Source organism: Pseudomonas sp. PAMC 25886, assembly GCF_000242655.1.
GTDB lineage: Bacteria > Pseudomonadota > Gammaproteobacteria > Pseudomonadales > Pseudomonadaceae > Aquipseudomonas.
The window spans coordinates 56,358-80,740 of the sequence record NZ_AHHC01000043.1 but is presented as its reverse complement, the minus strand read 5'-3'; the positions used below and the strand labels follow the sequence as shown (position 1 = coordinate 80,740).

The window sequence follows — 24,383 nt, the reverse complement described above, 5'->3', positions numbered from 1 at the left end:
ATCAATGGGATCGAAAGCCCCAGACGATTTCCACCACGCGGGCTGCCACCAGCACATAGACCAGGATAAGCAGCAGTTGCAGCACCAAGTGATAACGCAGCTTGGCCAGCCTGCGGATGCCATCGCTCACATTCAGCACCATCAGCAAGGTCGAGACCACGATCAGCCCCCACCCGGCCACGCTTGAGGCCAATATGCCGAGGAACAATTCGGGCTTCCCGGCCAGTGCATTGGTACCCGCGGCAAACAGCAGCGCGCATACCAGCAGGTTCTTCACATTGTCGAAGACTTGGGTGCTGAAGTCGTTCTCCAGCAGTTGCAGGTACCACTTCCAGAATGTGCGCATGTCTCAATCCCTTGGATCAATATTTACTGCGCTGCGGGGCATTCACTCGGTGATCTGTCGGCGACCTGGCTGAGCAGCGCGGCAAACCGTTTGACGTTGTTTTGCTGCGCGATCACCAGGTCATCAATGGTCGGACCGGAAGGCGATTGCACCACCGTGCGACATGTCAGCGGCGTGCGCTCATTTGTGCCGGTCTGGCGCAGCCGCCATTTGACGTCGAGCAGGGCGTATTGCCCGGGAATCGAGTCAAAGCGCTGCACTTCAATGCGCACCGCGAGGTTTTTGCGGTGACTGGCGAGTTGATCCACCAGCGCGCTGCGCAACTCATCCACCAGGCTGGCGGCCCACCATTGCGTCTCAAGGATGGCCACGCCGCTGTCGCCCTCACGGATGACAATCTGCGGCCGGTCGACCTGTGGCGGGACGGTGATGCTTTCAATGCGGATCTCACCCCCGGCGGCCAGTGACGCATTGCTGCGGTGCACCGGCGTCAGGGTGTGAAATTGAATCGGCTCACTGCGGCACGCCGCAAGCAGCAGCAACCCGGTGATCAGCGTGATCTTCAGCGGCAAAGCCATGGTGGTTGCTCCTGTGGTCATTTGCGCGGTGGCCCTTGCAGGTCTGAGGGCGCGGCGTTGTCGGGGCGACCGCGAATCAGCGATTCGGGATGGCGTGCCAGGTAGTCCGAGAGTTCTCGCAGGGAGCGCGACATGCGGCTCAGTTCATCCAGGGTCTGGGTCAACTGCTCCCGTTGCGGCGAATCCTCGGCCAGGGTCGAACTGGCGGACTGCAAGGTTTTACTCACGTCGGCCAGAGTGTTCTGCACGCCCGGCAGTGTCTTGGCGTTGAACTGGCCGAGGCCTTTGCGCAGTTCCACCAGGCTGCCGTCGAGGTTGCCGGCAATCCGCTCGATGGGCAGTTGGTTGATCTTGTTGACGATGCCTTCGAGTTTTTCCTGCAGTTGCTCCAGGTTGCCGGGGATGGTCGGGATACTGACGGGGCGCTGGTTCGGGTCGAACACGACTTTGTCGGCCTTGGGGAAGAAGTCCAGGGCGATGTACAACTGGCCGGTGAGCAGGTTGCCGCTGCGGGCCTGGGCGCGCAGGCCGTGTTCGATGAAGCTGCCCATCAGGCGCACGCCGCCCGCTTCATCGTTGGGGTCATGCTTCAAGACTGTGAGCATTTTGGTGTTGGCTTCGCCGAGACGCTGCGGGTAAATCACGATGCCGACGTTGACCGGGAAGCTGCGTTTTTTCTCGTCGAAATCCAGGTTGATCGATACCACTTTGCCGAACTCGATGCCCAGGAACTCCACCGGCGCACCCACCGTGAGCCCGCGCAAGGCCTGATCGAACCGCAGGTTCAGGTATTGCGCCTTGCCATTGGGCGGGGCCAGCGCGGTTTGCTGGTCGGCGAACAGTTCATAGGAGTGCTCCTCACCGGCCGGCTTGTCGTTGGGGCTGTACGGCGGGGCCAGGAAGGCGATGCCGCCTACCAGCATGGACGACAGGGATTCGGTTTTCAGCGCGAACCCGTTGGCGCCGACACTCACATCAATTCCGCTGGCGTTCCAGAATCGGGTGTTCTCGGTGACGTAGGCGTCATTCGGCGCATGCACGAACACGTCGATGTTCACGCCTTTGCCGTCTGCGTCCAGGGCATAGGCCACCACCTGGCCGACGGGGATTTTGCGGTAATAGACCGGGGAGCCGATGTCCAGTGAACCCAAATCCTGGGTGTGCAAGGTGAAGCGCTTGCCGGGCTCGCCATAGGTAATCGGCGGCGGGTTTTCCAGGCCTTTGAACTGGTTGGCGCGGGTATCGGACTGGCCGATGTCGGCGCCGATGTAATCCCCGGAGAGCAGCGTATCAATGCCGGACACGCCCCCGGCGCCGATACGCGGGCGGACCACCCAGAATTGCGAGTCTTCACGGGTGAAGCTTTCAGCCTGCTTGGACAGCTTGATCGTGGCGTTGACGCTTTTCTGGTCGTCGCTCAGCTCCACGTCGGTCACTTGGCCGATCACCACGTTGCGGTATTTGACGTCGGTCTTGTTGGCGGTCAGGCCGCTGCCGGTCTTGAAGGTAATGGTAATGCTCGGCCCCTGCTGAAGGATGCTGTGCACCACCAGCGAAATGCCCACCAGCACCGCGACAATCGGCACGATCCACACCAGCGAGACGCTGAAGCGCCGCGTCTTGATCGCGGGTTGGCCCGCAGGCTGCGGTTTGTCAGGGATTTGCGACGCCATCCGGCCTCTCCTCGTTGTGTGGGGTTTCCCAGATCAGGCGTGGATCAAAACTCATTGCCGACAGCATGGTAAATACGACCACCAGGCCAAAGAATAAAATCCCCAGGCGCGGCTCGATGGTGCCCAGGGCCTGGAACCTCACCAGGGCGGCCACCAGCGCCACCACGATCACATCCAGCATCGACCAATAGCCGATCACCTCGACAAAGCGAAACAGCTTCGAGCGCTCCTTGCGCGCCCACTGGTTGTTGCGTTGCACGGTGACCAGCAGCAGGGTCAGCGCCACGAACTTGATGCCCGGCACCGCGATGCTGGCGATGAAAATGATCAGGGCAATATCCCACGCACCGTGCTGCCAGAACTCCAGCACGCCACTCATGATGGTGCTGTCGGCGCCGGAGCCGAGCATCGAGGTGTTCATCACGGGCAGTAAATTAGCGGGAACGTAAAACGCCAGGGCCGTCAGCATGTAGGCCCAGGTGCGGGTCAGCGAATGGGTCTTGCGTCGATGCAAGGGCGCACCGCAACGCTCGCATTCGTCGGGGTCGGCGCTGACGTCGCAGGCCTGGCCGCAACTGTGGCACAGGCACAGGTTCAGCTCGCTGGCGGTCGGTGGCCGGCTCATACAATGTCCCACAGGTCGCGAATATCACGCCCGGCAATGCGGATCAGCAACAGGCTGAGGGCGGCCAGGGCAAACAGTCCGGTGCCGGGCAATACATCCAGCATGCCCGCCAGCTTGAACACCGCCACCATGGCGCCGAGCAGGCAGACCTCCAGCATGCTCCAGGGGCGCAGGGCTTCAAGCCAGCGCATGCATACCTTGAACGCCGGCGAGCGGCGGCCCTTCATCGCAAAGCTCAACACCCACATCAACAGCAGCAACTGGAACACCGGGGCGATGATGATGGAAATCGCCGCCACCAGGGCGATGAAGGTAATCGGGCCCTGGGCCAGCGCTACCACCGAATCCCATAACGTGGCGCTGCTTTTCAGGCCTTGCAGGCTGATGCTCATTACGGGGTAGAAGTTAGCGAAAATCCACAACACGGCGGCGGTCAGGGTCAGGGCCAGGCGTTGTTCCACCGACAACCCGTTATAGCGCTGGAGCACGCCTGCGCAGCGGGTGCAGAGGGTCTTTTGATGTTTGGCGAGCGTAACTTTTTCGTACACGCAATCGCAGTGTTCACAGATGATCAATGGGCTGAGGGTCGCCATGAGTCCCACTCCAAGCGCTCTGGGTTGCGCGTTGTATGACGGGCGCCAGAGTAGCTTAGCAGTTGGCAGGTTTGATACTCGTGCGCTTTCGGATCGGGCGCATCGTCGAACATACTGTGCGCCAGAATGCAGTACAAAAGAGTGTGCCTTTGAATTTGCAGGAATACCCATGAATATTCAGTCCCCCGCGCTGATCCGCGAAACCTTCCCGGTCGGCCCGTTGCAGTGCAATTGCACGATCATCGGCGATCCGGTCACTAAAAAAGCCATCGTCGTCGACCCGGGTGGCAACCATGAGTTGATCCTGGCGCGCCTCGATGCGCTGGGCCTGAAAGTGGTCAGCATCATTCACACCCACGCCCATCTCGATCATTTCCTGGCCTCCGGGCAGTTGAAGGAAAAGACCGGCGCCACCTTGCACCTGCACAAGGAAGACCAGTTTCTGTGGGACAACCTGGAAATGCAGTGCCAGATGTTCCGCGTGCCGTACACACCGGTGCCGTCGCCGGATCGCTGGCTGGAGGATGAGGAAGAGTTGGCCTGCGGCTGTGGCGTGGCGTTGCACACACCTGGACACACACCTGGTTCGATGAGTTTCTGGTTCGCCGATGCGAAGTTGCTGATTGCCGGCGACACCCTGTTTCGACGTGGGGTGGGGCGTACGGATTTGTGGGGCGGTGATCAGGCGACCATCGTGCGCTCGATCAAGCAACGGCTCTACACCCTGGATGAGGCGGCGGTGGTGGTGGCCGGGCACGGGCCGGACACGCGCCTGGGGGATGAAATGCGTGAGAATCCGTTTGTGAGGGCGTAAAGCAAACGCCGGTATTTTTCCGGATACCAAGTGGCGACTATCAGACGAACCTTATAGAGAAAATGACAATTACCGTTCAGGTAGTCTCTGCTAGGGTTTCACTGTGCACACCGTTGGCCGGGCATGGAATTTTTACCGTTTGTCGTGTTCCAAGCTCGGCACAGGTCCATTGCCAATGTCCTCTGCATCACAGAATGCAAAAGTAGGAGCTTCCTTCATGTTCACTTCTCGTCGTCTGCTTGTTGTCGCTACTGCCGTAGCCCTGTTGTCCGGCTGCGCTTCACCTAATCCTTATGACGGCAGCCAGGCACAGGGTGGTGGCTCTTCCGGTGTGAGCAATACCGCCAAGTACGGCGGCCTGGGTGCCCTGGCCGGTGCGTTGGCAGGTGCGGCCATCGACCACAACAACCGCGGCAAAGGTGCGCTGATCGGCGCTGCCGTCGCCGGTCTCGGTGGTGCTGGGTATGGCTACTACGCCGACCAGCAGGAAAAGAAACTGCGCGAAAGCATGGCCAATACCGGGGTTGAGGTGCAGCGCCAGGGCGATCAGATCAAGCTGATCATGCCGGGTAACATCACCTTCGCCACCAACTCGGACGCGATCTCCAGCAGCTTCTACACCCCGCTGAACAACCTGGCGAACTCCCTCAAGCAGTTCAACCAGAACACCATCCAGATTGTCGGCTACACCGACAGCACCGGTACCCGCCAGCTCAACATGGACCTGTCCCAGCGTCGTGCGCAAAGCGTGGCTAACTACCTGACATCCCAAGGCGTGAGCCCGACAAACCTGAGTGCTCGCGGTGCCGGCCCGGACAACCCGATCGCCAGCAACGCCGACGTCAATGGCCGTGCCCAGAACCGTCGTGTAGAGGTCAACCTTGGCCCGATCCCTGGCCAGCAATACGGCCAGCCAGGCGCTCAGCAACAACAGGCGCCGCAACAGAACAACCAGTTCCAGGGCAACCCGTACTCGCAATACCAGTAACGGGCAGGCAATAAAAAGGGCGCCGTGCAGTCAATGCACGGCGCCCTTTTTTGTAGCTGTTGAAGGGATCAGTCGATGTATTCGAACACCTTCACAATCTTCTGTACGCCCGACACGCCTTGTACCAGGTTGGCAGCGCGGGTGGCTTCTGCCTGGGTCAGCAGGCCCATCATGTAGACGATGCCGTTGTCGGTGACGATCTTGATCCGTGAGCCGGGGATCGCGCTGTCGGTCAGCATCTGGGTCTTGATCTTGGTGGTCAGCAGGGCGTCGTTGCTGATTGCCAGCAGCGTGATCGGCTCCATTACCTGCAATTCGTTGTGGACCTTCTTGACCCGTTGAACGGTGGAAGCGGCTTGTTCAGCCTGGGCCTTCAGGTCGGCGCGCGGGGTTTGCCCGGTGAGCAGTACCACACCGTTGAAGCTGACGACCACGATGCGCGAGGCGCCGTTGCCCAGGTCTGGAGCGGCCTTGGAAACGTTGACGGAAACCTTGGTTTCAATCAGCGAGTCGTCGATTTTGCTGCCGAAAGTACGGGTGCCTTTATCGTCCTGGATAGGCGTGTCACGGCTCGCTTCGATTACCGAGCTGCAGCCGCTGATGCCTAGGCACAGCGTGATTGCCAATAGGCTAAGGCGTTTAACGGTCATTCTTCACTCCCGAACAGTTGGCTGTCGATCAGATCGCACAGGCAGTGGATCGCCAGCAGGTGGACTTCCTGAATACGTGCGGTGACATTGGCCGGGACGCGAATTTCCACGTCCTCGGGCAACAGCAACGAGGCCATGCCGCCGCCGTCGCGCCCGGTCAATGCTACGACAATCATTTCACGATCATGTGCGGCCTGGATCGCTTGAATAATGTTCGCCGAATTACCGCTGGTGGAGATCGCCAGCAGTACGTCGCCCGGCTGGCCAAGGGCGCGAATCTGTTTGGAGAAGATTTCGTTGTAGCTGTAGTCGTTGGCGATCGAGGTGATCGTCGAGGTGTCGGTGGTCAGGGCGATGGCCGGCAGGCTCGGGCGCTCGCGCTCGAAGCGGTTGAGCAGCTCGGAGGAGAAATGCTGGGCATCACCGGCCGAACCGCCGTTGCCGCACGAAAGCATTTTGCCTTCGTTGAGCAAGGCGTTGACCATGACCTGACTGGCTTGCTCGATGTGCGGTGCAAGTACGTCCATCGCCTGTTGCTTGGTATCGATACTGGCCTGGAAAAGCTGGCGAATTCGGGATTGCATGTCCATCTGTGTGACCTTAAGTAGCGCGGCTGTTTGGCACAGGAATGTGCAGCCCGCAAAGCAAAGAGCAAAAATGTGCGGTGTAGATGTCCGGCGAATCAGCTGTCAAAGGCATCTTGCAGCCAGTTCAGATCGGCTGTTCCCTGGGGAGTGCTTTCTATGGCAACCACATCGAAACGGCAGGGGTGATCGGCCCAGCGACGCTCCTTGAGCAGGAAAAACTGCGCGGCGAGTATCAGCTTCTGGCGCTTGCGCCCGTCGATACTGGCGAGCGCGCCACCCCATTGTGCGTGTTTTCTGTAGCGGACTTCGACAAATACTACTGTATCGCCGTCAAGCATGACCAGATCAAGCTCGCCGCGCTTGCACAACCAGTTCTGCGCCAGGAGGCGCAGACCCTGTTGTTGCAGGTACTCGAGAGCTTGAAGTTCGGCGTCCTTGCCGCTTTGTGCGCTTGACCGCTCGGGCATCAGCGCGGGGTATCAGGCAGGCGCTGGATATCGCCACCGACGAACTTCGCCCATGGCATCTGGCGGTCAACACGCTGGTTGGGGCTGATGCCCAGGCTGCCGGACAGGCCGTCAACGCGGGTGTCCGGCAATGCCTTGAGTTGCCCCAGGCGCGGCGCCAGGCGGTAGGCGTCAACACCCATCGCGTACAGGCGGCCCAGGCTGCCGTTGGCCTGTGGCCATTGGGCAGCGACCTGGTTGCGCAGCGGGTCGGTGGTGTTCAGGAGCCAAGGGGTTTCGCAGAACATCACGTTGGTCATGTCCAGGTACTGGTTCTTGTCGCCACTGGCGCTGAACACGTGCGACGTCGCATACACCGGCACGTCACCGGCGTACTGGAAGTTCAGGGTCGGCTTGATCTGCTGGGCCAGTTGCGGGGTCACGGCCAGGAAGATGAACTCGATGTCCTGGCGGCGCGATGGCTGTGCGGAAACATCCGAACCTACCGTGCTTTGCAGGCTCTTGGCGCGGCCTTCGCTTTTACGCAGTTGGAACAGGTCAGCGATCTGCTGAGCCAGGGCTACCGGCTGGTCAACGTATTCAACGCCTACCACGGTGCCGCCATTGGCTTCCCAATCCTGACGGAAAGCTTTGTAGACACGCTCGCCCCATTCGCCTCTCGGTACCATGGCGGCGGCGCGGTGCAGGCCGTCGGCACGGGCGCGACGGGACACTTCACGGGCCTCGTCTTCAGCGGCCAGGCCGAACTGGAACAGTTGTGCCGGGCTCTGGTCGGCTTCGCTGTAGTTCAGGGCCAGGGTGGTAATAGGCAATTGCGGACGTGCGCTGAGTTGTTTGACCAGCGGTTTTTCCAGCGGGCCGACCACCAGTTGCACGCCGGCGGCCTGGGCCTTGGCGTAGAACTCATCGATGGAGGTCAGGCGCGAGCTGTCATAGAACTCGATCACTGGCGGCTTCTGCCCGGCTTGTTCAGCCTGGTAGTGCGCGGCCATGAAACCTTCGCGCAACGCTTTGGCGACGCCGGCCAGCGGGCCTTCCTGCGGCAGCAGCAGGGCGATCTTGTTCAGTGGCTGGCTGGCCAGTTGCTTGAGCTTGGTCAGCGGCTGCGGCAATTGCGAGGCCGCCGGGTGACCAGGGTTCTGGGCACGCCAGGTGTCGATGGCTGCCTGTTGTTGCTCCAGGGTGCCGGCGCTCTTGACCGCCTGGGCCAGGCTGATCCAGCCGTCCAGCGCCGGGTTGCCGCTGGTTTGCAGCTGTTCGGCAGGCAGGGCGGCAATCAATGCCCAGATGGCTTCGTGGTTGCTGTTGTAAGCGTCACCACTGAGCAACGGCGCCATGGCGACGCGCTCGCGCGCGGCGGCCAGGGTCTGGCCGTCGGCCTCATAAGCGCGGGCATGCACGGTGCCGGTACGGATCTGCTGTTCAGGCGGCAGCTCCTTCAGGCTTTGCAGGCTCGGGTGGTTCAACGCCGCCAACGCGGCCTTGGGCTGGTTGCGGGCCATCGCCAGTTCAGCCGACAGGGTGCTGGCAAATACCTGCGCCGCCGGTTTCAGGACGTCCAGTGGGACCTGGGCAAGAATCTGCGCCGAGCGTGCCGGATTGTTTTGGTGGAACGCCAGGTCAGCCGCACTCAAGCGCAACAGCGCGGCTTTTTCCGGAGTCTTGGCCGAAGTCGCCTGTTCGAGCAGTTGCTCGATGCTGGCATCCGGGGTCCGGGGGAGGTCGCCAAGGCTGGACGAGGGCGAGCTGGCGCAAGCCGCCAACAGGGCAGCGAGGCAGAGGGCAGAGAACAGCCGCAGGCAAGCGATCATGTAAGTGTTCCTGATACCGATCAAATTAGCGTGGAATTGTACCCAAGCACTGGCCGGGGCGCGATGTTACTGGCGTGAAACCGTCTATTTAGGTCGTGTAAATGTTGCAAGACCCAATGGATGGCTGAAATGGAGCCTGCCCGGAGGGCATATTTTCAAGGCGTCTACGCGCTACAATGTGGCTTTTGCCAATCATCGAGGTGTGCGCTTTGACTGCTCCAGGTCCTTTGAATTCCACTGCAGGCTCGCTTTTTGTCGTGGCGACGCCCATTGGCAACCTGGACGACATCAGTGCGCGAGCGCTGAAAGTGTTGCGCGACGTAAAATTGATCGCCGCCGAAGACACCCGGCATTCCCAGCGGTTAATGCAGCATTTTGGCATTCCAACGCCCCTGGCCGCGTGCCACGAACATAACGAGCGCGAAGAAGGCAGTCGTTTTATCACCCGCTTGCTGGCAGGCGATGATGTGGCCTTGATCTCGGATGCCGGTACGCCGCTGATTTCCGATCCCGGTTATCACCTGGTTCGCCAGGCGCGGGCTGCTGGTATCAATGTAGTGCCTGTTCCGGGAGCGTGCGCGCTGATTGCTGCATTGTCGGCGGCCGGTTTGCCATCGGACCGTTTTATCTTTGAAGGTTTCCTGCCGGCCAAGGCGGTGGGGCGCCGGGCGCGCCTGGAGTTGGTGAAAGAAGAGCCGCGCACGCTGATTTTCTACGAAGCCCCGCACCGTATCCTTGAGTGCCTGCAAGACATGGAACTGGTGTTCGGTGGCGATCGCCTTGCGCTGCTGGCGCGGGAAATCACCAAGACCTTCGAAACCCTCAAGGGCCTGCCGCTGGAAGAGCTGCGTGCGTTCGTCGAAGGTGACAGCAATCAGCAGCGCGGCGAGTGCGTGGTGCTGGTAGCGGGCTGGGCGGCGCCGGAAAGTGAAGACGCCGTGGGCAGTGAGGCGATGCGCATTCTTGATCTGCTGCTCAAGGAGATGCCATTGAAGCGTGCGGCCGCCCTGGCGGCGGAAATTACCGGCGTGCGCAAAAACGTGTTGTATCAAGTCGCGCTGGATAAACAAAAGGGCGAATAGTTCCAGGTTCTAACCTGCACTCCGTCTGAACATGATGGCATTAGTGTCTTTTAATACTTGTTCTAACGCCGCCGTGCCGTTAACCTGCGCGGCGGAGAGTCGATTGGACAGTCGCTGCCTTCTATGAAAATTAGAGGGGGGAGGAAAGTCCGGGCTCCATAGGGCGAAGTGCCAGGTAATGCCTGGGAGGCGTGAGCCTACGGAAAGTGCCACAGAAAATAACCGCCTAAGTACTTCGGTACCGGTAAGGGTGAAAAGGTGCGGTAAGAGCGCACCGCACGACTGGCAACAGTTCGTGGCTAGGTAAACCCCACTTGGAGCAAGACCAAATAGGGTCCCAAGGCGTGGCCCGCGCTGGGACCGGGTAGGTTGCTAAAGATGTCCAGTGATGGCCATCGTAGACGAATGACTGTTCAAGACAGAACCCGGCTTACAGATCGACTCTCCACCTTTTTTCCTTCTGTCCGAATCTCGGGCAGGAACCTGGTAGTAACGCGAGAATCCCTCCCTGCTGAATCATTAGCAGATGCGTCTTCGTAATACCGAAAAAATCTTACTCTTAATAAATTACTTTAACTTTAAGTCCTAGCTCTTTGAGCTATTTGGCGTTGTCGAGTCAAAATCGCCCTCGAACTCTCGTTTCTCCTCGCTTTACCTTCCTAAATCTCCGTTCTGTAAGGCTTTTCCTTGAATCCGCGCCTTGACGGTGTGGTGGGCGCATTCCTATAGTGTGCGCAAGTGGCGGAAAGTGGCACAAAGTGGGTTTTTTGAACGTAAAACGCTAAAATTTGGAGAAACGCATCTGTGTTTCGCGGAGCTAACGCTATCAGTCTCGATGCAAAAGGCCGTCTCGCCATGCCGAGCCGGTATCGTGACGAGCTTATTTCGCGAAGTTCCGGACAGTTAATCATCACCATTGATGCCGTTGACCCTTGTTTATGTGTTTACCCGCTCGACGAGTGGGAGCTGATTGAAACCAAGTTGCGTGCGCTGCCTTCGTTACGTGAAGAAAACCGCCGCCTGCAACGTTTGCTGATTGGTAATGCCGTCGACCTCGAACTCGATGGCAGTGGTCGTTTTCTGGTTCCACCGCGTCTGCGCGAATACGCCAAGCTCGACAAGCGCGCAATGCTGGTAGGCCAACTGAACAAGTTCCAATTGTGGGACGAAGATGCCTGGGATGCTGTTTCTGCAGCTGACCTGGCTGCTATTCAACAACCGGGCGCCATGCCTGATGAACTGCGTGATTTGATCCTGTGACTATTGATAGCGGCTTTAACCACATCACCGTACTGCTTGACGAAGCCGTTGAGGCTCTCGCCGTACGCGCGGATGGCTGCTATTTGGATGGCACCTTCGGCAGGGGCGGGCACAGTCGGCTGATCCTCAGCCAGCTCGGTTCGGACGGAAAGCTCCTCGGGTTCGACAAAGACCCTCAAGCGATTGCCACCGGGCAAGCGCTAGCGGCCGAAGACGGCCGCTTTGTCGTTGTGCAGCGCAGCTTTGCCGAGCTCGGCGCAGAAGTCGCCGAACGTGGCATGGCGGGCAAGGTGGCCGGGGTTCTGCTGGACCTGGGCGTGTCTTCGCCGCAGCTGGACGACCCTGAGCGCGGCTTCAGTTTCATGAATGACGGCCCGCTCGATATGCGCATGGACCCGAGCCGTGGCATCAGCGCCGCGCAGTTCATCGCCACCGCGCCCCACGAAGAAATCACCCGTGTGTTCAAGGAATACGGCGAAGAGCGTTTCGCTGGCCGTATGGCGCGCGCCGTGGTCGAGCGTCGGGAAATCCAGCCGTTCGAACGCACCGCCGACCTGGCTGAAGTGCTGAAAGTCGCCAACCCGGCGTGGGAGAAGGGCAAGAACCCGGCTACCCGTGCGTTTCAGGGCCTGCGCATTCACGTCAACAACGAATTGGGCGATCTGGAAGCCGGCCTCGAAGCTGCCCTGGATGCCTTGGAAGTGGGCGGTCGCCTGGTGGTGATCAGCTTCCACTCCCTGGAAGACCGCATCGTCAAATTGTTCATGCGTCGTCTGGTCAAGGGCGAATCCGACAACCTGCCGCGCAACCTGCCGGTACGTTACGAAGCCTTTGTGCCGAAAATCAAAATCCATGGCAAAGCGCAGTTCGCTTCCGAAGCCGAACTCAAGGCCAACCCTCGTGCCCGTAGCGCTGTCATGCGCGTTGCGGAGAAGTTGCGGTGAGCAAGCTTTTCGCCAAGCCCCTTCCGGGCGGCAGCTTCTTTATGTTGCTGTTGTTTGTTGGCGTGCTGGTGTCCGCGATTGCGGTGTCCTATAGCGCCCACTACAACCGTCAATTGCTCAATACCCTGTACGGGGAATTGAGTGTGCGCGACAAGGCGCAGGCGGAGTGGGGCCGGTTGATCCTGGAGCAAAGCACCTGGACCGCCCACAGCCGCATCGAAGTGCTGGCCACTGAACAGCTGAAGATGCACATCCCGGGCGCTGCAGAAGTTCGCATGGTGGCGCCATGATGAAACTCGAGGGCGCACTCTACCCGTGGCGTTTCCGCGTAGTGCTGGGGTTGCTGGCACTGATGGTGGGCGCGATCGCCTGGCGGATTATCGACCTGCAAGTGGTGGACCGTGACTTCCTGATCGGCCAGGGCGATGCCCGCAGCCTGCGTCATATCCCGATTCCTGCGCACCGCGGCCTGATCACCGACCGTAACGGCGAGCCCCTGGCCGTCAGTACGCCGGTGACCACCCTGTGGGCCAACGCCAAGGAAATGCAGACCGCCAAGGAGAAGTGGCCGGAACTGGCCGCCGCCCTGGGCCAGGACCCCAAAGCCCTGAGCGAACGCCTCGAAGCCCAGGCCAATAAAGAATTCATCTACCTGGTTCGCGGGCTTACCCCCGAACAAGGCCAGCAAGTGCTCGACCTTAAAGTCCCCGGTGTCTACGGCATCGAGGAATTTCGGCGTTTCTACCCGGCTGGCGAAACCACTGCCCATATGGTGGGTTTCACCGACATTGATGATCACGGTCGCGAAGGTGTCGAGCTTGCCTACGACGAATGGCTGGCCGGGGTCCCCGGCAAACGACAGGTCATCAAGGATCGGCGCGGCAGACTGATCAAGGATGTCCAGGTCACCAAAAACGCCAAGGCCGGTAAGCCCTTGGCGTTGTCGATTGACCTGCGCCTGCAATATCTGGCCAACCGTGAGCTGCGTAACGCCATCATCGAGAACGGCGCGAAAGCCGGCAGCCTGGTGATCATGGACGTGAAGACCGGCGAGATTCTCGCCATGGTCAACCAGCCGACCTACAACCCCAACAACCGTCGCAACCTGCAACCGGCGATGATGCGCAACCGCGCGATGATCGACGTGTTCGAGCCGGGTTCGACCATGAAAGCCATCTCGATGAGTGCCGCCCTGGAGACCGGGCGCTGGAAACCGGCCGACAAGGTCGAGGTTTACCCGGGCACCCTGCAGCTGGGCAAATACACCATTCGCGACGTGTCGCGCACCGAAGGTCCGGTGCTGGATTTGACAGGTATCCTGATCAACTCCAGTAACGTGGGCATGAGTAAGGTCGCCTTCGATATCGGCGGCGAAGCCATCTACCACCTCGCGCAGAAAGTCGGCCTGGGGCAACCCACCGGCCTGGACTTTCCGGGTGAACGTGTAGGCAACCTGCCGAACTACCGTGACTGGAAAAAGGCCGAGACCGCCACGCTTTCCTACGGTTATGGCCTGTCGGTGACCGCCATCCAGCTGGCCCATGCCTTCTCCGTGCTGGCCAACAATGGCCGCATGGTGCCGCTGAGCCTGATCCACCTGGACGAGGCTCCGCCTGCGACCCAGGTGATCCCGGAAAACGTCGCCAAGACCATGCAAGGCATGCTGCAACAAGTGATCGAAGCACCGCGCGGCGTATTCCGTGCCCAAGTGCCGGCGTATCACGTGGCAGGCAAGTCCGGTACTGCGCGTAAAACCGCCGTGGGCACCAAGGGCTATGCCGAAAACTCCTACCGTTCGCTGTTCGCGGGCTTCGGCCCGATGAGCGATCCGCGTTACGCCATCGTCGTGGTGATCGATGAGCCGAGCAAAGCCGGTTACTTCGGTGGCCTGGTATCGGCGCCGGTGTTCAGCAAGGTGATGTCCGGGACGCTGCGCCTGATGAACATCACGCCGGACAACCTGCCGACGACCCAACAAGCGAACGCCGGACCGCCGGCCGCTGCAAAAGCCAATGGAGGGCGCGGCTGATGTCTCTTAGCCTGAACAAGATTTTTGCCCACGCTGGCCGCGATCTGCTGATTCGCGAGTTGACCCTGGACAGCCGTAACGTGCGTGCCGGTGACCTGTTCCTGGCTGTGCCGGGCGGCAAGTTCGACGGCCGTGACCATATCGCCGACGCGTTGAAGCGCGGCGCCGCGGCAGTGGCCTATGAAGTGGAAGGCGCCACCGTGTTGCCGATCACCGACGTGCCTTTGATTCCGGTCAAGGGCCTGGCGGCGCAACTGTCGGACATCGCCGGGCGCTTTTATGGCGACCCGAGCCGCACCCTGAACCTCGTAGGCGTGACCGGCACCAACGGCAAGACCAGCGTGACCCAACTGGTCGCCCAGGCGCTTGACCTGCTGGGCCAGCACTGCGGCATCGTCGGCACCCTGGGCACCGGCTTCTACGGCGCGCTGCAAAGCGGCCTGCACACCACGCCTAACCCGATTGCCGTGCAGGCGACCCTGGCCGACCTGAAAAAGGCCGGTGCCAAGGCGGTTGCCATGGAAGTTTCCTCCCACGGCCTGGACCAGGGCCGCGTGACCGCCCTGGCGTTTGATGTGGCGGTGATGACCAACCTGTCCCGCGATCACCTGGATTATCACGGCACCATGGAGGCGTACGCCGCCACCAAGGCCCGGCTGTTTGCCTGGAATGATTTGAAGTGCCGCGTGGTCAACCTGGACGATGAATTCGGTCGTGAGTTGGCCGCCGCAAACGGTGAGGGCCGCCTGATCAGCTACAGCCTGGAAGATTCCAGTGCCTACCTGTATTGCCGCGAAGCCACCTTTGATGACGAAGGCGTGCGCGCCACCCTGGTGACGCCGCAGGGCGAGCACCATTTGCGCAGCACCTTGCTCGGGCGTTTCAACCTGAGCAACGTATTGGCTGCCGTCGGCGCCTTGCTCGGCCTGGATTACGCCCTGGACGAAATCCTGCGCGTGCTGCCGAAGCTGGAAGGCCCGGCCGGTCGCATGCAGCGCCTGGGGGGTGGTACCCAGCCGCTGGTGGTGGTCGATTACGCCCACACGCCGGACGCCCTGGAAAAAATCCTGCTGGCCCTGCGTCCTCATGCCAAGGGCAAGCTGCTGTGCCTGTTCGGCTGTGGCGGTGACCGCGATCGCGGCAAGCGTCCGTTGATGGCTGAAATCGTCGAGCGTCTGGCCGACGGTGTTCTGGTGACGGACGACAACCCGCGCAGCGAAGACCCAGGCCAGATTTTCGATGACATTCGTGTCGGCTTTAAAGACGCGTCCAAGGCGACTTTCGTGGCCGGTCGCGGTGCAGCCATCGCCCAATTGATCGCCAGCGCCAGCCCTGACGACGTGGTAGTGCTGGCCGGTAAAGGCCACGAGGACTACCAGGAAATCAACGGCGAACGCCACGCTTTCTCCGATCTGGTCGAGGCCGATCACGCCCTGACCGCGTGGGAGGTGGCCCATGCTTAAGGCGCTCAAGTTCAGCGAACTGACCCAGGCGTTGTCGGCCCGTGTGCTGTCGGCCGATTGCAGCTTTGATGGCGTGAGCATCGACAGCCGGACGATCAAGCCTGGGCAACTGTTTGTCGCCTTGGCTGGCCCGAGTTTTGATGGCCATAACTACCTGAACGACGTCGCTGCCAAAGGTGCTGTCGGCGCTCTGGTGCAGCGCGAAGTCGCTGACTCGACGCTCCCGCAGTTGCTGGTAGCCGACACCCGCCTGGCCCTCGGCCAACTGGGTGCCCTGAACCGTGCCGCTTTCACCAAGCCGGTTGCGGCGATCACAGGCTCCAGCGGCAAAACCACGGTCAAGGAATTGCTGGCCGGCATCCTGCGCACGCGCGGCCCGGTCCTGGCGACCCGTGGCAACCTGAACAATGACTTCGGTGCTCCGCTGACCCTGCTCGAACTGGCCCCGGAACACACGGCGGCCGTGATTGAGCTGGGTGCTTCGCGCATCGGTGAAATCGCTTACACCGTGGCCATGACCAAGCCTCACGTTGCGCTGATCAACAACGCGGGCACTGCCCATGTGGGCGAGTTTGGCGGCCCTGAGAAGATCGTCGAAGCCAAGGGCGAAATCCTTGAAGGCCTCGACGCATCCGGCACCGCGGTACTGAACCTCGACGACAAAGCCTTCGAAACCTGGCGTGTACGTGCCGCCGGTCGCAAGGTCTTGAGCTTCGCGGTGCACAACGCCGCTGCCGATTTCCATGCCTCGACTATCACCGTCGACGCCCGTGGCTGCCCGGCCTTCACCCTGCATACCCCGCAAGGTGATGAGCACGTACAACTGAACCTGCTGGGCAACCACAACGTCGCCAACGCCCTGGCCGCCGCCGCCGCCGCCCACGTGCTGGGGGTGTCGTTGTTTGGCATTGCCACCGGCCTTGGTGCCGTGCAACCGGTGAAGGGGCGTACCGTCGCGCAACTGGCCAGCAACGGCATGCGCGTGATTGATGACACCTACAACGCCAACCAGTCCTCGATCTGTGCCGCCATCGACCTGCTGACGGCCTTCGACGGTCGCAAGGTGCTGGTGCTGGGGGACATCGCCGAATTGGGCGAGTGGGCCGAACAGTCTCACCGTGAAGTCGGCGCCTATGCCGCCGGCAAGGTCGATGCTGTGTACGCCGTGGGCCCGAACATGCTTCACGCCGTGGAGACCTTCGGGCCGGGCGCACGGCATTTTGCCAACCAGGCTGAGCTGATCCAGGCGCTGAGTGCGGCTGAACAAGACAAACACACCACTATTTTGATCAAGGGATCGCGCAGCGCGGTGATGGAAAACGTCGTCGTGGCCTTGTGTGGCTCAAGTACGGAGAAACATTAATGCTGCTGCTGCTGGCTGAGTATCTGCAACAGTTCCACAAAGGCTTCGCGGTCTTTCAGTACCTGACCCTGCGCGGGATTCTGGGTGTGCTGACCGCGCTGTCGTTGTCGCTGTTCCTCGGGCCATGGATGATCCGTACCCTGCAAAACCTGCAGATCGGCCAGTCCGTGCGCAACGACGGCCCGCAGTCGCACCTGTCCAAATCCGGCACCCCGACCATGGGCGGCGCGCTGATCCTGTCGTCCATCGGCATCAGTACGCTGCTGTGGGCTGACCTGCATAACCGCTACGTCTGGACCGTGCTGCTGGTGACTTTGCTGTTCGGCGCCATCGGCTGGGTGGATGACTACCGCAAGGTGATCGAGAAGAACTCCAAGGGGCTGCCAAGCCGCTGGAAGTATTTCTGGCAGTCGGTGTTCGGCCTGGCGGCAGCGATCTTTCTTTATACGACGGCGCCAAGCGCGGTCGAGACCACCCTGATCATCCCGATGCTCAAGGATGCCAGCATTCCACTGGGTGTCGGCTTCGTGGTGCTGACCTACTTCGTGATCGTGGGCTCCAGCAACGCGGTCAACCTGACTGACGGCCTCGACGGCCTGGCGATCATGCCGACGGTGATGGTGGGCGGCGCGCTCGGCATCTTCTGCTACCTGTCGGGTAACGTGAAATTCGCTGAATACCTGCTGATCCCGTATGTACCGGGCGCGGGTGAATTGATTGTGTTCTGCGGCGCGTTGATCGGTGCGGGCCTCGGCTTCCTGTGGTTCAACACCTACCCGGCACAAGTCTTCATGGGCGACGTCGGCGCACTGGCGCTGGGCGCGGCCCTGGGCACCATCGCGGTGATCGTCCGTCAGGAAATCGTCCTCTTCATCATGGGCGGTGTGTTCGTGATGGAAACCCTGTCGGTGGTGATCCAGGTTGCTTCCTTCAAATTGACCGGGCGCCGCGTGTTCCGCATGGCGCCGATTCACCACCACTTTGAACTCAAGGGCTGGCCTGAGCCGCGGGTGATTGTCCGTTTCTGGATTATCACCGTGATTCTGGTCCTGGTCGGCCTTGCCACCCTGAAACTGAGGTAGAAACGAGTGTCCCTGATCGCTTCAGACCACTTCCGCATCGTTGTCGGCCTCGGCAAGAGCGGCATGTCCCTGGTTCGCTTCCTGGCGAACCGGGGCACGTCGTTTGCCGTGGCCGATACGCGGGAAAATCCACCGGAGCTGGTCACGCTGCGCCGTGACTACCCGCACGTGGAAGTGCGTTGTGGCGAGCTGGATGTGGAGTTTCTGTGCCGTGCCGACGAGCTCTACGTGAGCCCCGGCCTGGCGCTGGCGACCCCGGCCCTGCAAGCGGCTGCGGCCCGTGGCGTGAAGTTGTCCGGCGATATCGAGCTGTTCGCGCGTAACGCGAAGGCGCCGATCGTGGCCATCAGCGGTTCCAACGCAAAAAGCACTGTCACCACCCTGGTGGGCGAGATGGCGGCTGCGGCCGGCAAGCGTGTGGCGGTGGGCGGCAACCTTGGTACGCCGGCGCTGGACCTGCTCAACGACAACGTCGAGCTGTACGTGATGGAGTTGTCGAGCTTCCAGCTGGAAACCACCGACCAGCTCAACGCTGAAGTGGCCACCGTGCTGAACGTCAGCGAAGACCACATGGACCGCTACAGCGGCCTGCCGGCCTATCACCTGGCCAAGCACCGGATCTTCCGTGGCGCGCGGCAAGTGGTGGTCAACCGCCAGGATGCCCTGAGCCGTCCACTGATCGGCGAGGGCTTGCCGTGCTGGACCTTCGGCCTGAACAAACCTGACTTCAAGGCTTTCGGGCTTCGGGAAGAGAACGGCGAGAAATACCTGGCCTTCGAATTCCAGAACCTGATGCCGGTGCGTGAACTGAAGATCCGTGGTGCCCACAACCAGGCCAACGCCCTGGCTGCGCTGGCACTCGGTCACGCAGTTGGCCTGCCGTTCGACGCCATGCTGTCGGCCCTGCGTAGCTTTGCCGGGCTTGAGCATCGCTGCCAGTGGGTTCGCGACCTGGATGGTGTCGGCTACTACAACGATTCCAAGGCCACCAACGTCGGTGCAGCGCTTGCTGCCATCGAAGGTTTGGGGGCCGATATTCAAGGCAAGGTTGTGCTGATCGCCGGTGGCGACGGCAAGGGTGCTGACTTCAAGGACCTCAAGGGGCCAGTCGCTGCACACTGCCGCGCCGTGGTGCTGATGGGCCGTGATTCCGGCTTGATTGCCGATGCGCTGGGCGACGCGGTTCCGCAGGTGCGTACGCAATCCCTGGACGACGCCATCGCTCAATCCAGATCCCTGGCCCAGCCGGGTGATGTGGTGCTGCTGTCGCCTGCCTGCGCCAGTTTCGACATGTTCAAGAACTACGAAGAGCGCGGCCAGCTGTTCGCCCGCGCCGTGGAGGCCTTGGCATGAGTATCAATTTGCGGAACATCATCAAGCCGTACCCGTCGCCGATCATTACCGGGCGCGGTATCGACCTTGATTTCCCGATGCTCGCCGGTTGCCTCGCGTTGCTGGGCCTGGGCCTGGTGATGATCACCTCAGCGTCCTCGGAAGTGGCCGCGGTGCAGTCAGGCAATACCCTTTACATGATGATTCGCCACCTGGTGTACCTGGTGATCGGCCTCGGCGCGTGCATTGTCACCATGATGATCCCGATCGCCACCTGGCAGCGCCTGGGTTGGCTGATGCTGGTGGGCGCGTTCGGCTTGCTGGTGATGGTGATCCTGCCCGGCATCGGGCGTGAGGTGAACGGTTCGATGCGCTGGATCGGCTTCGGTGCGTTCAACGTGCAGCCGTCGGAAATTGCCAAGGTGTTCGTGGTGATCTACCTCGCCGGTTACCTGGTGCGGCGCCAGAAAGAAGTACGCGAAAGCTGGATGGGCTTCTTCAAGCCGTTCATCGTGCTGCTGCCCATGGCCGGCCTGTTGCTGATGGAGCCGGACTTTGGTGCCACCGTTGTAATGATGGGCGCGGCGGCGGCAATGCTGTTCCTCGGTGGCGTGGGCCTGTTCCGCTTCACCTTGATGGTGGTGCTGGCGGTGGCCGCCGTGACGATTCTGGTGCAGGCGCAACCCTACCGGATGGCGCGCCTGATTACCTTTACCGACCCGTGGTCCGATCAGTTCGGTTCCGGCTACCAGTTGACCCAAGCGTTGATCGCCTTCGGTCGCGGCGAGTGGCTGGGCGTGGGCCTGGGCAACAGTGTGCAGAAGCAGTTCTACCTGCCGGAAGCCCACACCGACTTCGTGTTCTCGGTACTCGCCGAAGAGCTGGGCGTGGTCGGTTCGCTGTGCACCGTCGCGCTGTTCGTGTTTGTGTGTGTGCGCGGCATGTACATCGGCTTGTGGGCCGAAAAGGCCAAGCAATATTTTGCCGCCTACGTGGCGTACGGCTTGTCGTTCCTGTGGATCGGCCAGTTCCTGATCAACATCGGGGTGAACGTCGGCCTGCTGCCGACCAAGGGCCTGACCTTGCCGTTCCTCAGTTACGGCGGCAGTTCGTTGGTGATTTGCTGCGCCTGTCTCGGGTTATTGCTGCGCATCGAGTGGGAGAGTCGAACCCACCTGGGCAGCGAAGAGATGGAGTTCAGCGAAAGCGACTTCGCCGAGGAGCCGAACCATGGGCGCTAACGTGCTGATCATGGCAGGCGGCACCGGTGGCCACGTGTTCCCGGCGCTGGCCTGTGCCCGCGAATTCCAGAGCCGCGGCTACACCGTGCATTGGCTCGGCACGCCCCGTGGCATCGAAAATGACCTGGTACCGAATGCCGGCTTGCCCCTGCATTTGATCAACGTCACCGGCCTGCGTGGCAAGGGCAAATTGTCCCTGCTCAAGGCGCCGTTCGTGTTGCTCAAGGCGGTATGGCAAGCGCGCAAGGTGATCCGTGAAGTGAAGCCGGTGTGCGTGCTGGGCTTTGGTGGCTATGTCACTGGCCCCGGCGGTGTCGCGGCAAGACTCGCCGGCGTGCCGGTGATCGTCCACGAGCAGAACGCCGTGGCCGGCACAGCCAACCGCCTGCTGGTGCCATTGGCTGCCCGGGTCTGCGAGGCCTTCCCGAAAACCTTTGGCGCCGCGGACAAACTGCGCACCACCGGCAATCCGGTACGTACTGAACTGTTCATGGACATCGCCCGCCAACCGTTGGACGGTCGCAAGGCGCACCTGCTGATCCTGGGCGGGAGCCTGGGTGCCGAACCCTTGAACAAATTGCTGCCTGAAGCAGTGTCGCAACTCCCTCTGGAACTGCGGCCCGAGATCTTCCATCAGGCCGGCAAGAATCACGATGAAGTGACCGCTACGCGTTATCGCGATGCGGGCGTGGAGGCGAATGTGCAGCCTTTCATCAAAGACATGGCCCAAGCCTATGGCTGGGCCGACCTGGTGGTCTGTCGCGCAGGTGCGTTGACCGTCAGTGAACTGGCCGCCGCCGGTCTGCCGTCCTTGCTGGTGCCTTTGCCCCACGCCATCGACGACCACCAGACCCGCAACGCCGAATATTTGGCTGGGGAGGGCGCTGCCTTCCTGCTGCCGCAAAGAACGACTGGCGCCGCCGATTTGGCCGCACGCCTGACCGAGGTATTGATGCAACCGGAACGACTGAACAGCATGGCGAGCACCGCAAGCCGCCTGGCCAAACCTGACGCAACCCGCACCGTGGTCGATATCTGCCTGGAGGTGGCCCATGGTTGAGAATCAGAAAGCCATGCCACAACCGGAAATGCGCCGCATCCGTCGCATCCACTTCGTCGGCATCGGCGGCGTGGGCATGTGCGGCATCGCCGAAGTGCTGCTGAACCTGGGTTACCAGGTGTCCGGCTCCGACCTGAAAATGTCGCCGGTCACCGAGCGCCTGGAATCGTTCGGCGCAAAAATCTTTATCGGCCACCGTGCCGAGAACGCTGCCGAAGCCGACGTGCTGGTGGTCTCCAGTGCCGTGAACACCTCCAACCCGGAAGTGGCCACTGCCCTTGAGCGCCGCATTCCGGTAGTGCCGCGTGCCGAAATGCTGGCCGAGCTGATGCGCTACCGCCACGGCATCGCCGTTGCCGGTACCCATGGCAAGACCACCACCACCAGCCTGATTGCCTCGGTGTTCGCCGCCGGTGGCCTGGACCCGACGTTCGTCATCGGTGGCCGCCTGAATGCAGCCGGTACCAATGCACAGCTCGGCACCAGCCGTTACCTGATCGCCGAAGCCGATGAAAGCGACGCCAGCTTCCTGCACCTGCAACCGCTGGTGGCCGTGGTGACCAACATCGACGCCGACCACATGGCGACCTACGACGGTGACTTCAACAAACTGAAGAAAACCTTCGTCGAGTTCCTGCACAACCTGCCGTTCTACGGTTTGGCGGTGGTGTGCCTGGACGATCCGGTGGTGCGTGAAATCCTGCCGCTGGTCAAGCGCCCGACCGTGACCTACGGCTTCAGCGAAGACTGCGACGTGCGCGCAATCAATGTGCGCCAGCAAGGCATGCAGACCTTCTTCACGGTGCTGCGCCCTGACCGCGAGCCGCTGGATGTCTCGGTGAACATGCCGGGCAACCACAACGTACTCAACTCCCTGGCGACCATCTGCATCGCCTCCGACGAAGGCGTCAGCGATGAAGCCATCGTTGAAGGCCTGTCGGGTTTTGCCGGCGTGGGTCGTCGCTTCCAGGTCTACGGCGAGCTGCCGGTGGACGGCGGCAACGTGATGCTGGTGGACGACTACGGTCACCACCCGACGGAAGTCGCTGCGGTGATCAAGGCCGTACGCGGTGGCTGGCCGGAGCGCCGCCTGGTGATGGTGTACCAGCCGCACCGCTACAGCCGTACCCGCGACCTGTACGACGACTTCGTCAATGTACTGGCGGACGCCAACGTGTTGCTGCTGATGGAAGTCTACCCGGCCGGTGAAGAGCCGATCCCGGGTGCCGACAGCCGCAAGCTGTGCAACAGCATCCGTCAACGCGGCCAGTTGGACCCGATCTACATCGAGCGCGGTGTGGACCTCGCACCGATCGTGAAGCCGCTGCTGCGTGCCGGCGACATCCTGCTGTGCCAGGGCGCCGGTGATATCGGTGGTCTCGCTCCTAAATTGCTGGCAAGCCCGCTGTTTGCCGCTGCGCAGGGGAAGTCTAAATGACCACTGACTACGGCTCCCTGTTCTCGACCATTCAACCTGCCGACTTCGGCCGCGTTGCGGTGCTGTTCGGTGGCAAGAGCGCTGAACGTGAAGTGTCGCTGAAGTCCGGCAATGCCGTGCTGGAAGCGCTGCAGAGCGCCGGCGTGAATGCATTCGGCATCGACGTGGGTGATGACTTCCTGTCGCGCCTGCAGGCCGAGAAAATCGACCGCGCGTTCATCATCCTTCACGGCCGTGGCGGTGAAGACGGCAGCATGCAGGGCCTGCTGGAGTGCCTGGGCATTCCGTACACCGGCAGCGGCATCCTGGCGTCGGCGCTGGCCATGGACAAGTTGCGCACCAAACAGGTGTGGCACAGCCTGGGCATTCCGACCCCGCGTCACAGCGTGCTGTGCAGCGAAGACGATTGTATTTCTGCAGCCAAGGAACTGGGCCTGCCTTTGATCGTCAAACCAGCCCATGAAGGCTCCAGTATCGGCATGGCTAAAGTGAACTCAGCCGCCGAATTGATTGACGCATGGAAAGCGGCCAGTACCTACGATTCGCAAGTGTTGGTGGAACAGTGGATTCAAGGTCCCGAGTTCACCATCGCTACGCTGCGTGGCCAGGTATTGCCGCCTATCGCATTGGGCACGCCCCACACCTTTTACGACTACGACGCCAAGTACGTGGCTTCCGATACCCAGTACCGGATCCCGTGCGGCCTCGACGCAACCAAGGAACAGGAATTGATGGACCTCACGGCGAAAGCCTGTGAGGCGCTGGGTATCGCCGGTTGGGCGCGGGCAGACGTGATGCAGGATGACCAAGGGAATTTCTGGTTCCTTGAAGTCAACACTGCACCCGGGATGACCGACCACAGCCTGGTACCCATGGCCGCTCGTGCCGCGGGCCTGGACTTCCAGCAGTTAGTGCTGGCGATCCTGGCAGCAAGCATAGAGCCACGAGGCTAAGACC

Annotated in this window: 24 protein-coding genes and 1 other RNA gene; 16 read left to right on the top strand and 9 right to left on the bottom strand. The window is 61.3% G+C overall.

The genetic code is table 11. The annotated features are described in order from the left end of the window. Position 1: 1 nt before the first annotated feature. Genes MUM_RS0113635 through MUM_RS0113615 form a run of 5 tightly spaced genes read right to left on the bottom strand, consistent with a single transcriptional unit; the run spans position 2 to position 3,815 of the window. Entirely contained in the window at positions 2-346 is a 345-nt protein-coding gene (locus MUM_RS0113635; RefSeq protein ID WP_010170520.1) for a hypothetical protein, read from the bottom strand. Between the two features lie 23 nt (positions 347-369). Beyond that, positions 370-924 carry a PqiC family protein gene (locus MUM_RS0113630; RefSeq protein ID WP_010170518.1) on the bottom strand — a complete coding sequence of 185 codons (555 nt, stop codon included), beginning with the start codon at positions 922-924 and terminating at the stop codon, positions 370-372. A 17-nt stretch (positions 925-941) separates the two neighbouring features. Then, the gene (locus tag MUM_RS0113625; protein ID WP_010170517.1) at positions 942-2,597 is read right to left on the bottom strand and encodes a PqiB family protein; all 1,656 of its coding nucleotides are present in this window, start codon (positions 2,595-2,597) and stop codon (positions 942-944) included. Continuing rightward, entirely contained in the window at positions 2,578-3,222 is a 645-nt protein-coding gene (locus MUM_RS0113620) for a paraquat-inducible protein A (RefSeq protein WP_010170515.1), read from the bottom strand. The genes MUM_RS0113625 and MUM_RS0113620 overlap by 20 nt, the downstream gene beginning before the upstream one ends. Beyond that, positions 3,219-3,815, bottom strand: coding sequence for a paraquat-inducible protein A (locus MUM_RS0113615; protein WP_010170513.1), 597 nt, complete (start codon positions 3,813-3,815; stop codon positions 3,219-3,221). Before MUM_RS0113615 ends, MUM_RS0113620 begins: the two co-directional genes overlap by 4 nt. Before the next feature lie 169 nt (positions 3,816-3,984). Here MUM_RS0113615 and MUM_RS0113610 point away from each other — a divergent pair, with 169 nt between their 5' ends. Next, complete coding sequence (locus MUM_RS0113610) at positions 3,985-4,629, top strand: MBL fold metallo-hydrolase (RefSeq protein WP_010170511.1); 645 nt, start codon at positions 3,985-3,987, stop codon at positions 4,627-4,629. A 217-nt stretch (positions 4,630-4,846) separates the two neighbouring features. Beyond that, entirely contained in the window at positions 4,847-5,617 is a 771-nt protein-coding gene (locus MUM_RS0113605) for an OmpA family protein (protein WP_029615883.1), read from the top strand. A 68-nt stretch (positions 5,618-5,685) separates the two neighbouring features. On the opposite strand, the gene MUM_RS0113600 is transcribed toward MUM_RS0113605, so the two are convergent. From MUM_RS0113600 to MUM_RS0113585, 4 genes are all read right to left on the bottom strand, one after another. After that, positions 5,686-6,267, bottom strand: coding sequence for a BON domain-containing protein (locus MUM_RS0113600; RefSeq protein ID WP_010170507.1), 582 nt, complete (start codon positions 6,265-6,267; stop codon positions 5,686-5,688). After that, positions 6,264-6,857: a phosphoheptose isomerase gene (locus tag MUM_RS0113595; protein ID WP_003216190.1), complete on the bottom strand. Its 594-nt coding sequence runs from the start codon at positions 6,855-6,857 to the stop codon at positions 6,264-6,266. Before MUM_RS0113595 ends, MUM_RS0113600 begins: the two co-directional genes overlap by 4 nt. Before the next feature lie 92 nt (positions 6,858-6,949). Continuing rightward, positions 6,950-7,321 carry a YraN family protein gene (locus tag MUM_RS1000000133220; protein ID WP_010170499.1) on the bottom strand — a complete coding sequence of 124 codons (372 nt, stop codon included), beginning with the start codon at positions 7,319-7,321 and terminating at the stop codon, positions 6,950-6,952. Further along, positions 7,321-9,132: a penicillin-binding protein activator gene (locus MUM_RS0113585; protein WP_010170498.1), complete on the bottom strand. Its 1,812-nt coding sequence runs from the start codon at positions 9,130-9,132 to the stop codon at positions 7,321-7,323. Before MUM_RS0113585 ends, MUM_RS1000000133220 begins: the two co-directional genes overlap by 1 nt. Before the next feature lie 176 nt (positions 9,133-9,308). On the opposite strand from MUM_RS0113585, the gene rsmI reads away from it, so the two are divergent. The 14 genes from rsmI (at position 9,309) to MUM_RS0113520 (ending at position 24,379) form a co-directional block, all read left to right on the top strand. Further along, on the top strand, positions 9,309-10,214 hold the full coding sequence (gene rsmI, locus MUM_RS0113580; RefSeq protein WP_169386287.1) for a 16S rRNA (cytidine(1402)-2'-O)-methyltransferase: 906 nt from the start codon (positions 9,309-9,311) through the stop codon (positions 10,212-10,214). Positions 10,215-10,309: 95 nt separating this feature from the next. Continuing rightward, positions 10,310-10,663, top strand: an RNA gene (gene rnpB, locus MUM_RS1000000132810) — RNase P RNA component class A. Between the two features lie 355 nt (positions 10,664-11,018). Continuing rightward, positions 11,019-11,474: a division/cell wall cluster transcriptional repressor MraZ gene (mraZ, locus tag MUM_RS0113575; protein ID WP_003171868.1), complete on the top strand. Its 456-nt coding sequence runs from the start codon at positions 11,019-11,021 to the stop codon at positions 11,472-11,474. Beyond that, positions 11,471-12,418 (top strand): 16S rRNA (cytosine(1402)-N(4))-methyltransferase RsmH, encoded by a 948-nt coding sequence (gene rsmH / locus MUM_RS0113570; protein ID WP_010170491.1) that lies wholly within the window; start codon positions 11,471-11,473, stop codon positions 12,416-12,418. The genes mraZ and rsmH overlap by 4 nt, the downstream gene beginning before the upstream one ends. Further along, on the top strand, positions 12,415-12,708 hold the full coding sequence (gene ftsL, locus MUM_RS0113565; protein ID WP_003216203.1) for a cell division protein FtsL: 294 nt from the start codon (positions 12,415-12,417) through the stop codon (positions 12,706-12,708). The genes rsmH and ftsL overlap by 4 nt, the downstream gene beginning before the upstream one ends. Next, on the top strand, positions 12,708-14,447 hold the full coding sequence (locus MUM_RS0113560; RefSeq protein ID WP_177324998.1) for a peptidoglycan D,D-transpeptidase FtsI family protein: 1,740 nt from the start codon (positions 12,708-12,710) through the stop codon (positions 14,445-14,447). Before ftsL ends, MUM_RS0113560 begins: the two co-directional genes overlap by 1 nt. Continuing rightward, positions 14,447-15,910, top strand: coding sequence for a UDP-N-acetylmuramoyl-L-alanyl-D-glutamate--2,6-diaminopimelate ligase (locus MUM_RS0113555; protein ID WP_010170487.1), 1,464 nt, complete (start codon positions 14,447-14,449; stop codon positions 15,908-15,910). Before MUM_RS0113560 ends, MUM_RS0113555 begins: the two co-directional genes overlap by 1 nt. Then, a complete protein-coding gene (locus MUM_RS0113550; protein WP_010170485.1) occupies positions 15,903-17,273 on the top strand; it encodes a UDP-N-acetylmuramoyl-tripeptide--D-alanyl-D-alanine ligase in 1,371 nt (456 codons plus the stop codon). The genes MUM_RS0113555 and MUM_RS0113550 overlap by 8 nt, the downstream gene beginning before the upstream one ends. Then, positions 17,273-18,355, top strand: coding sequence for a phospho-N-acetylmuramoyl-pentapeptide-transferase (mraY, locus tag MUM_RS0113545; RefSeq protein ID WP_010170484.1), 1,083 nt, complete (start codon positions 17,273-17,275; stop codon positions 18,353-18,355). The genes MUM_RS0113550 and mraY overlap by 1 nt, the downstream gene beginning before the upstream one ends. A 6-nt stretch (positions 18,356-18,361) precedes the next feature. Then, entirely contained in the window at positions 18,362-19,708 is a 1,347-nt protein-coding gene (gene murD / locus MUM_RS0113540) for a UDP-N-acetylmuramoyl-L-alanine--D-glutamate ligase (protein WP_010170481.1), read from the top strand. Then, the gene (ftsW, locus tag MUM_RS0113535; RefSeq protein WP_010170479.1) at positions 19,705-20,928 is read left to right on the top strand and encodes a putative lipid II flippase FtsW; all 1,224 of its coding nucleotides are present in this window, start codon (positions 19,705-19,707) and stop codon (positions 20,926-20,928) included. Before murD ends, ftsW begins: the two co-directional genes overlap by 4 nt. Then, entirely contained in the window at positions 20,918-21,988 is a 1,071-nt protein-coding gene (gene murG / locus MUM_RS0113530; RefSeq protein WP_010170477.1) for an undecaprenyldiphospho-muramoylpentapeptide beta-N-acetylglucosaminyltransferase, read from the top strand. Before ftsW ends, murG begins: the two co-directional genes overlap by 11 nt. Further along, positions 21,981-23,426, top strand: coding sequence for a UDP-N-acetylmuramate--L-alanine ligase (gene murC, locus MUM_RS0113525; RefSeq protein WP_003216219.1), 1,446 nt, complete (start codon positions 21,981-21,983; stop codon positions 23,424-23,426). The genes murG and murC overlap by 8 nt, the downstream gene beginning before the upstream one ends. After that, on the top strand, positions 23,423-24,379 hold the full coding sequence (locus tag MUM_RS0113520) for a D-alanine--D-alanine ligase (protein ID WP_010170475.1): 957 nt from the start codon (positions 23,423-23,425) through the stop codon (positions 24,377-24,379). Before murC ends, MUM_RS0113520 begins: the two co-directional genes overlap by 4 nt. Positions 24,380-24,383: the final 4 nt, after the last annotated feature.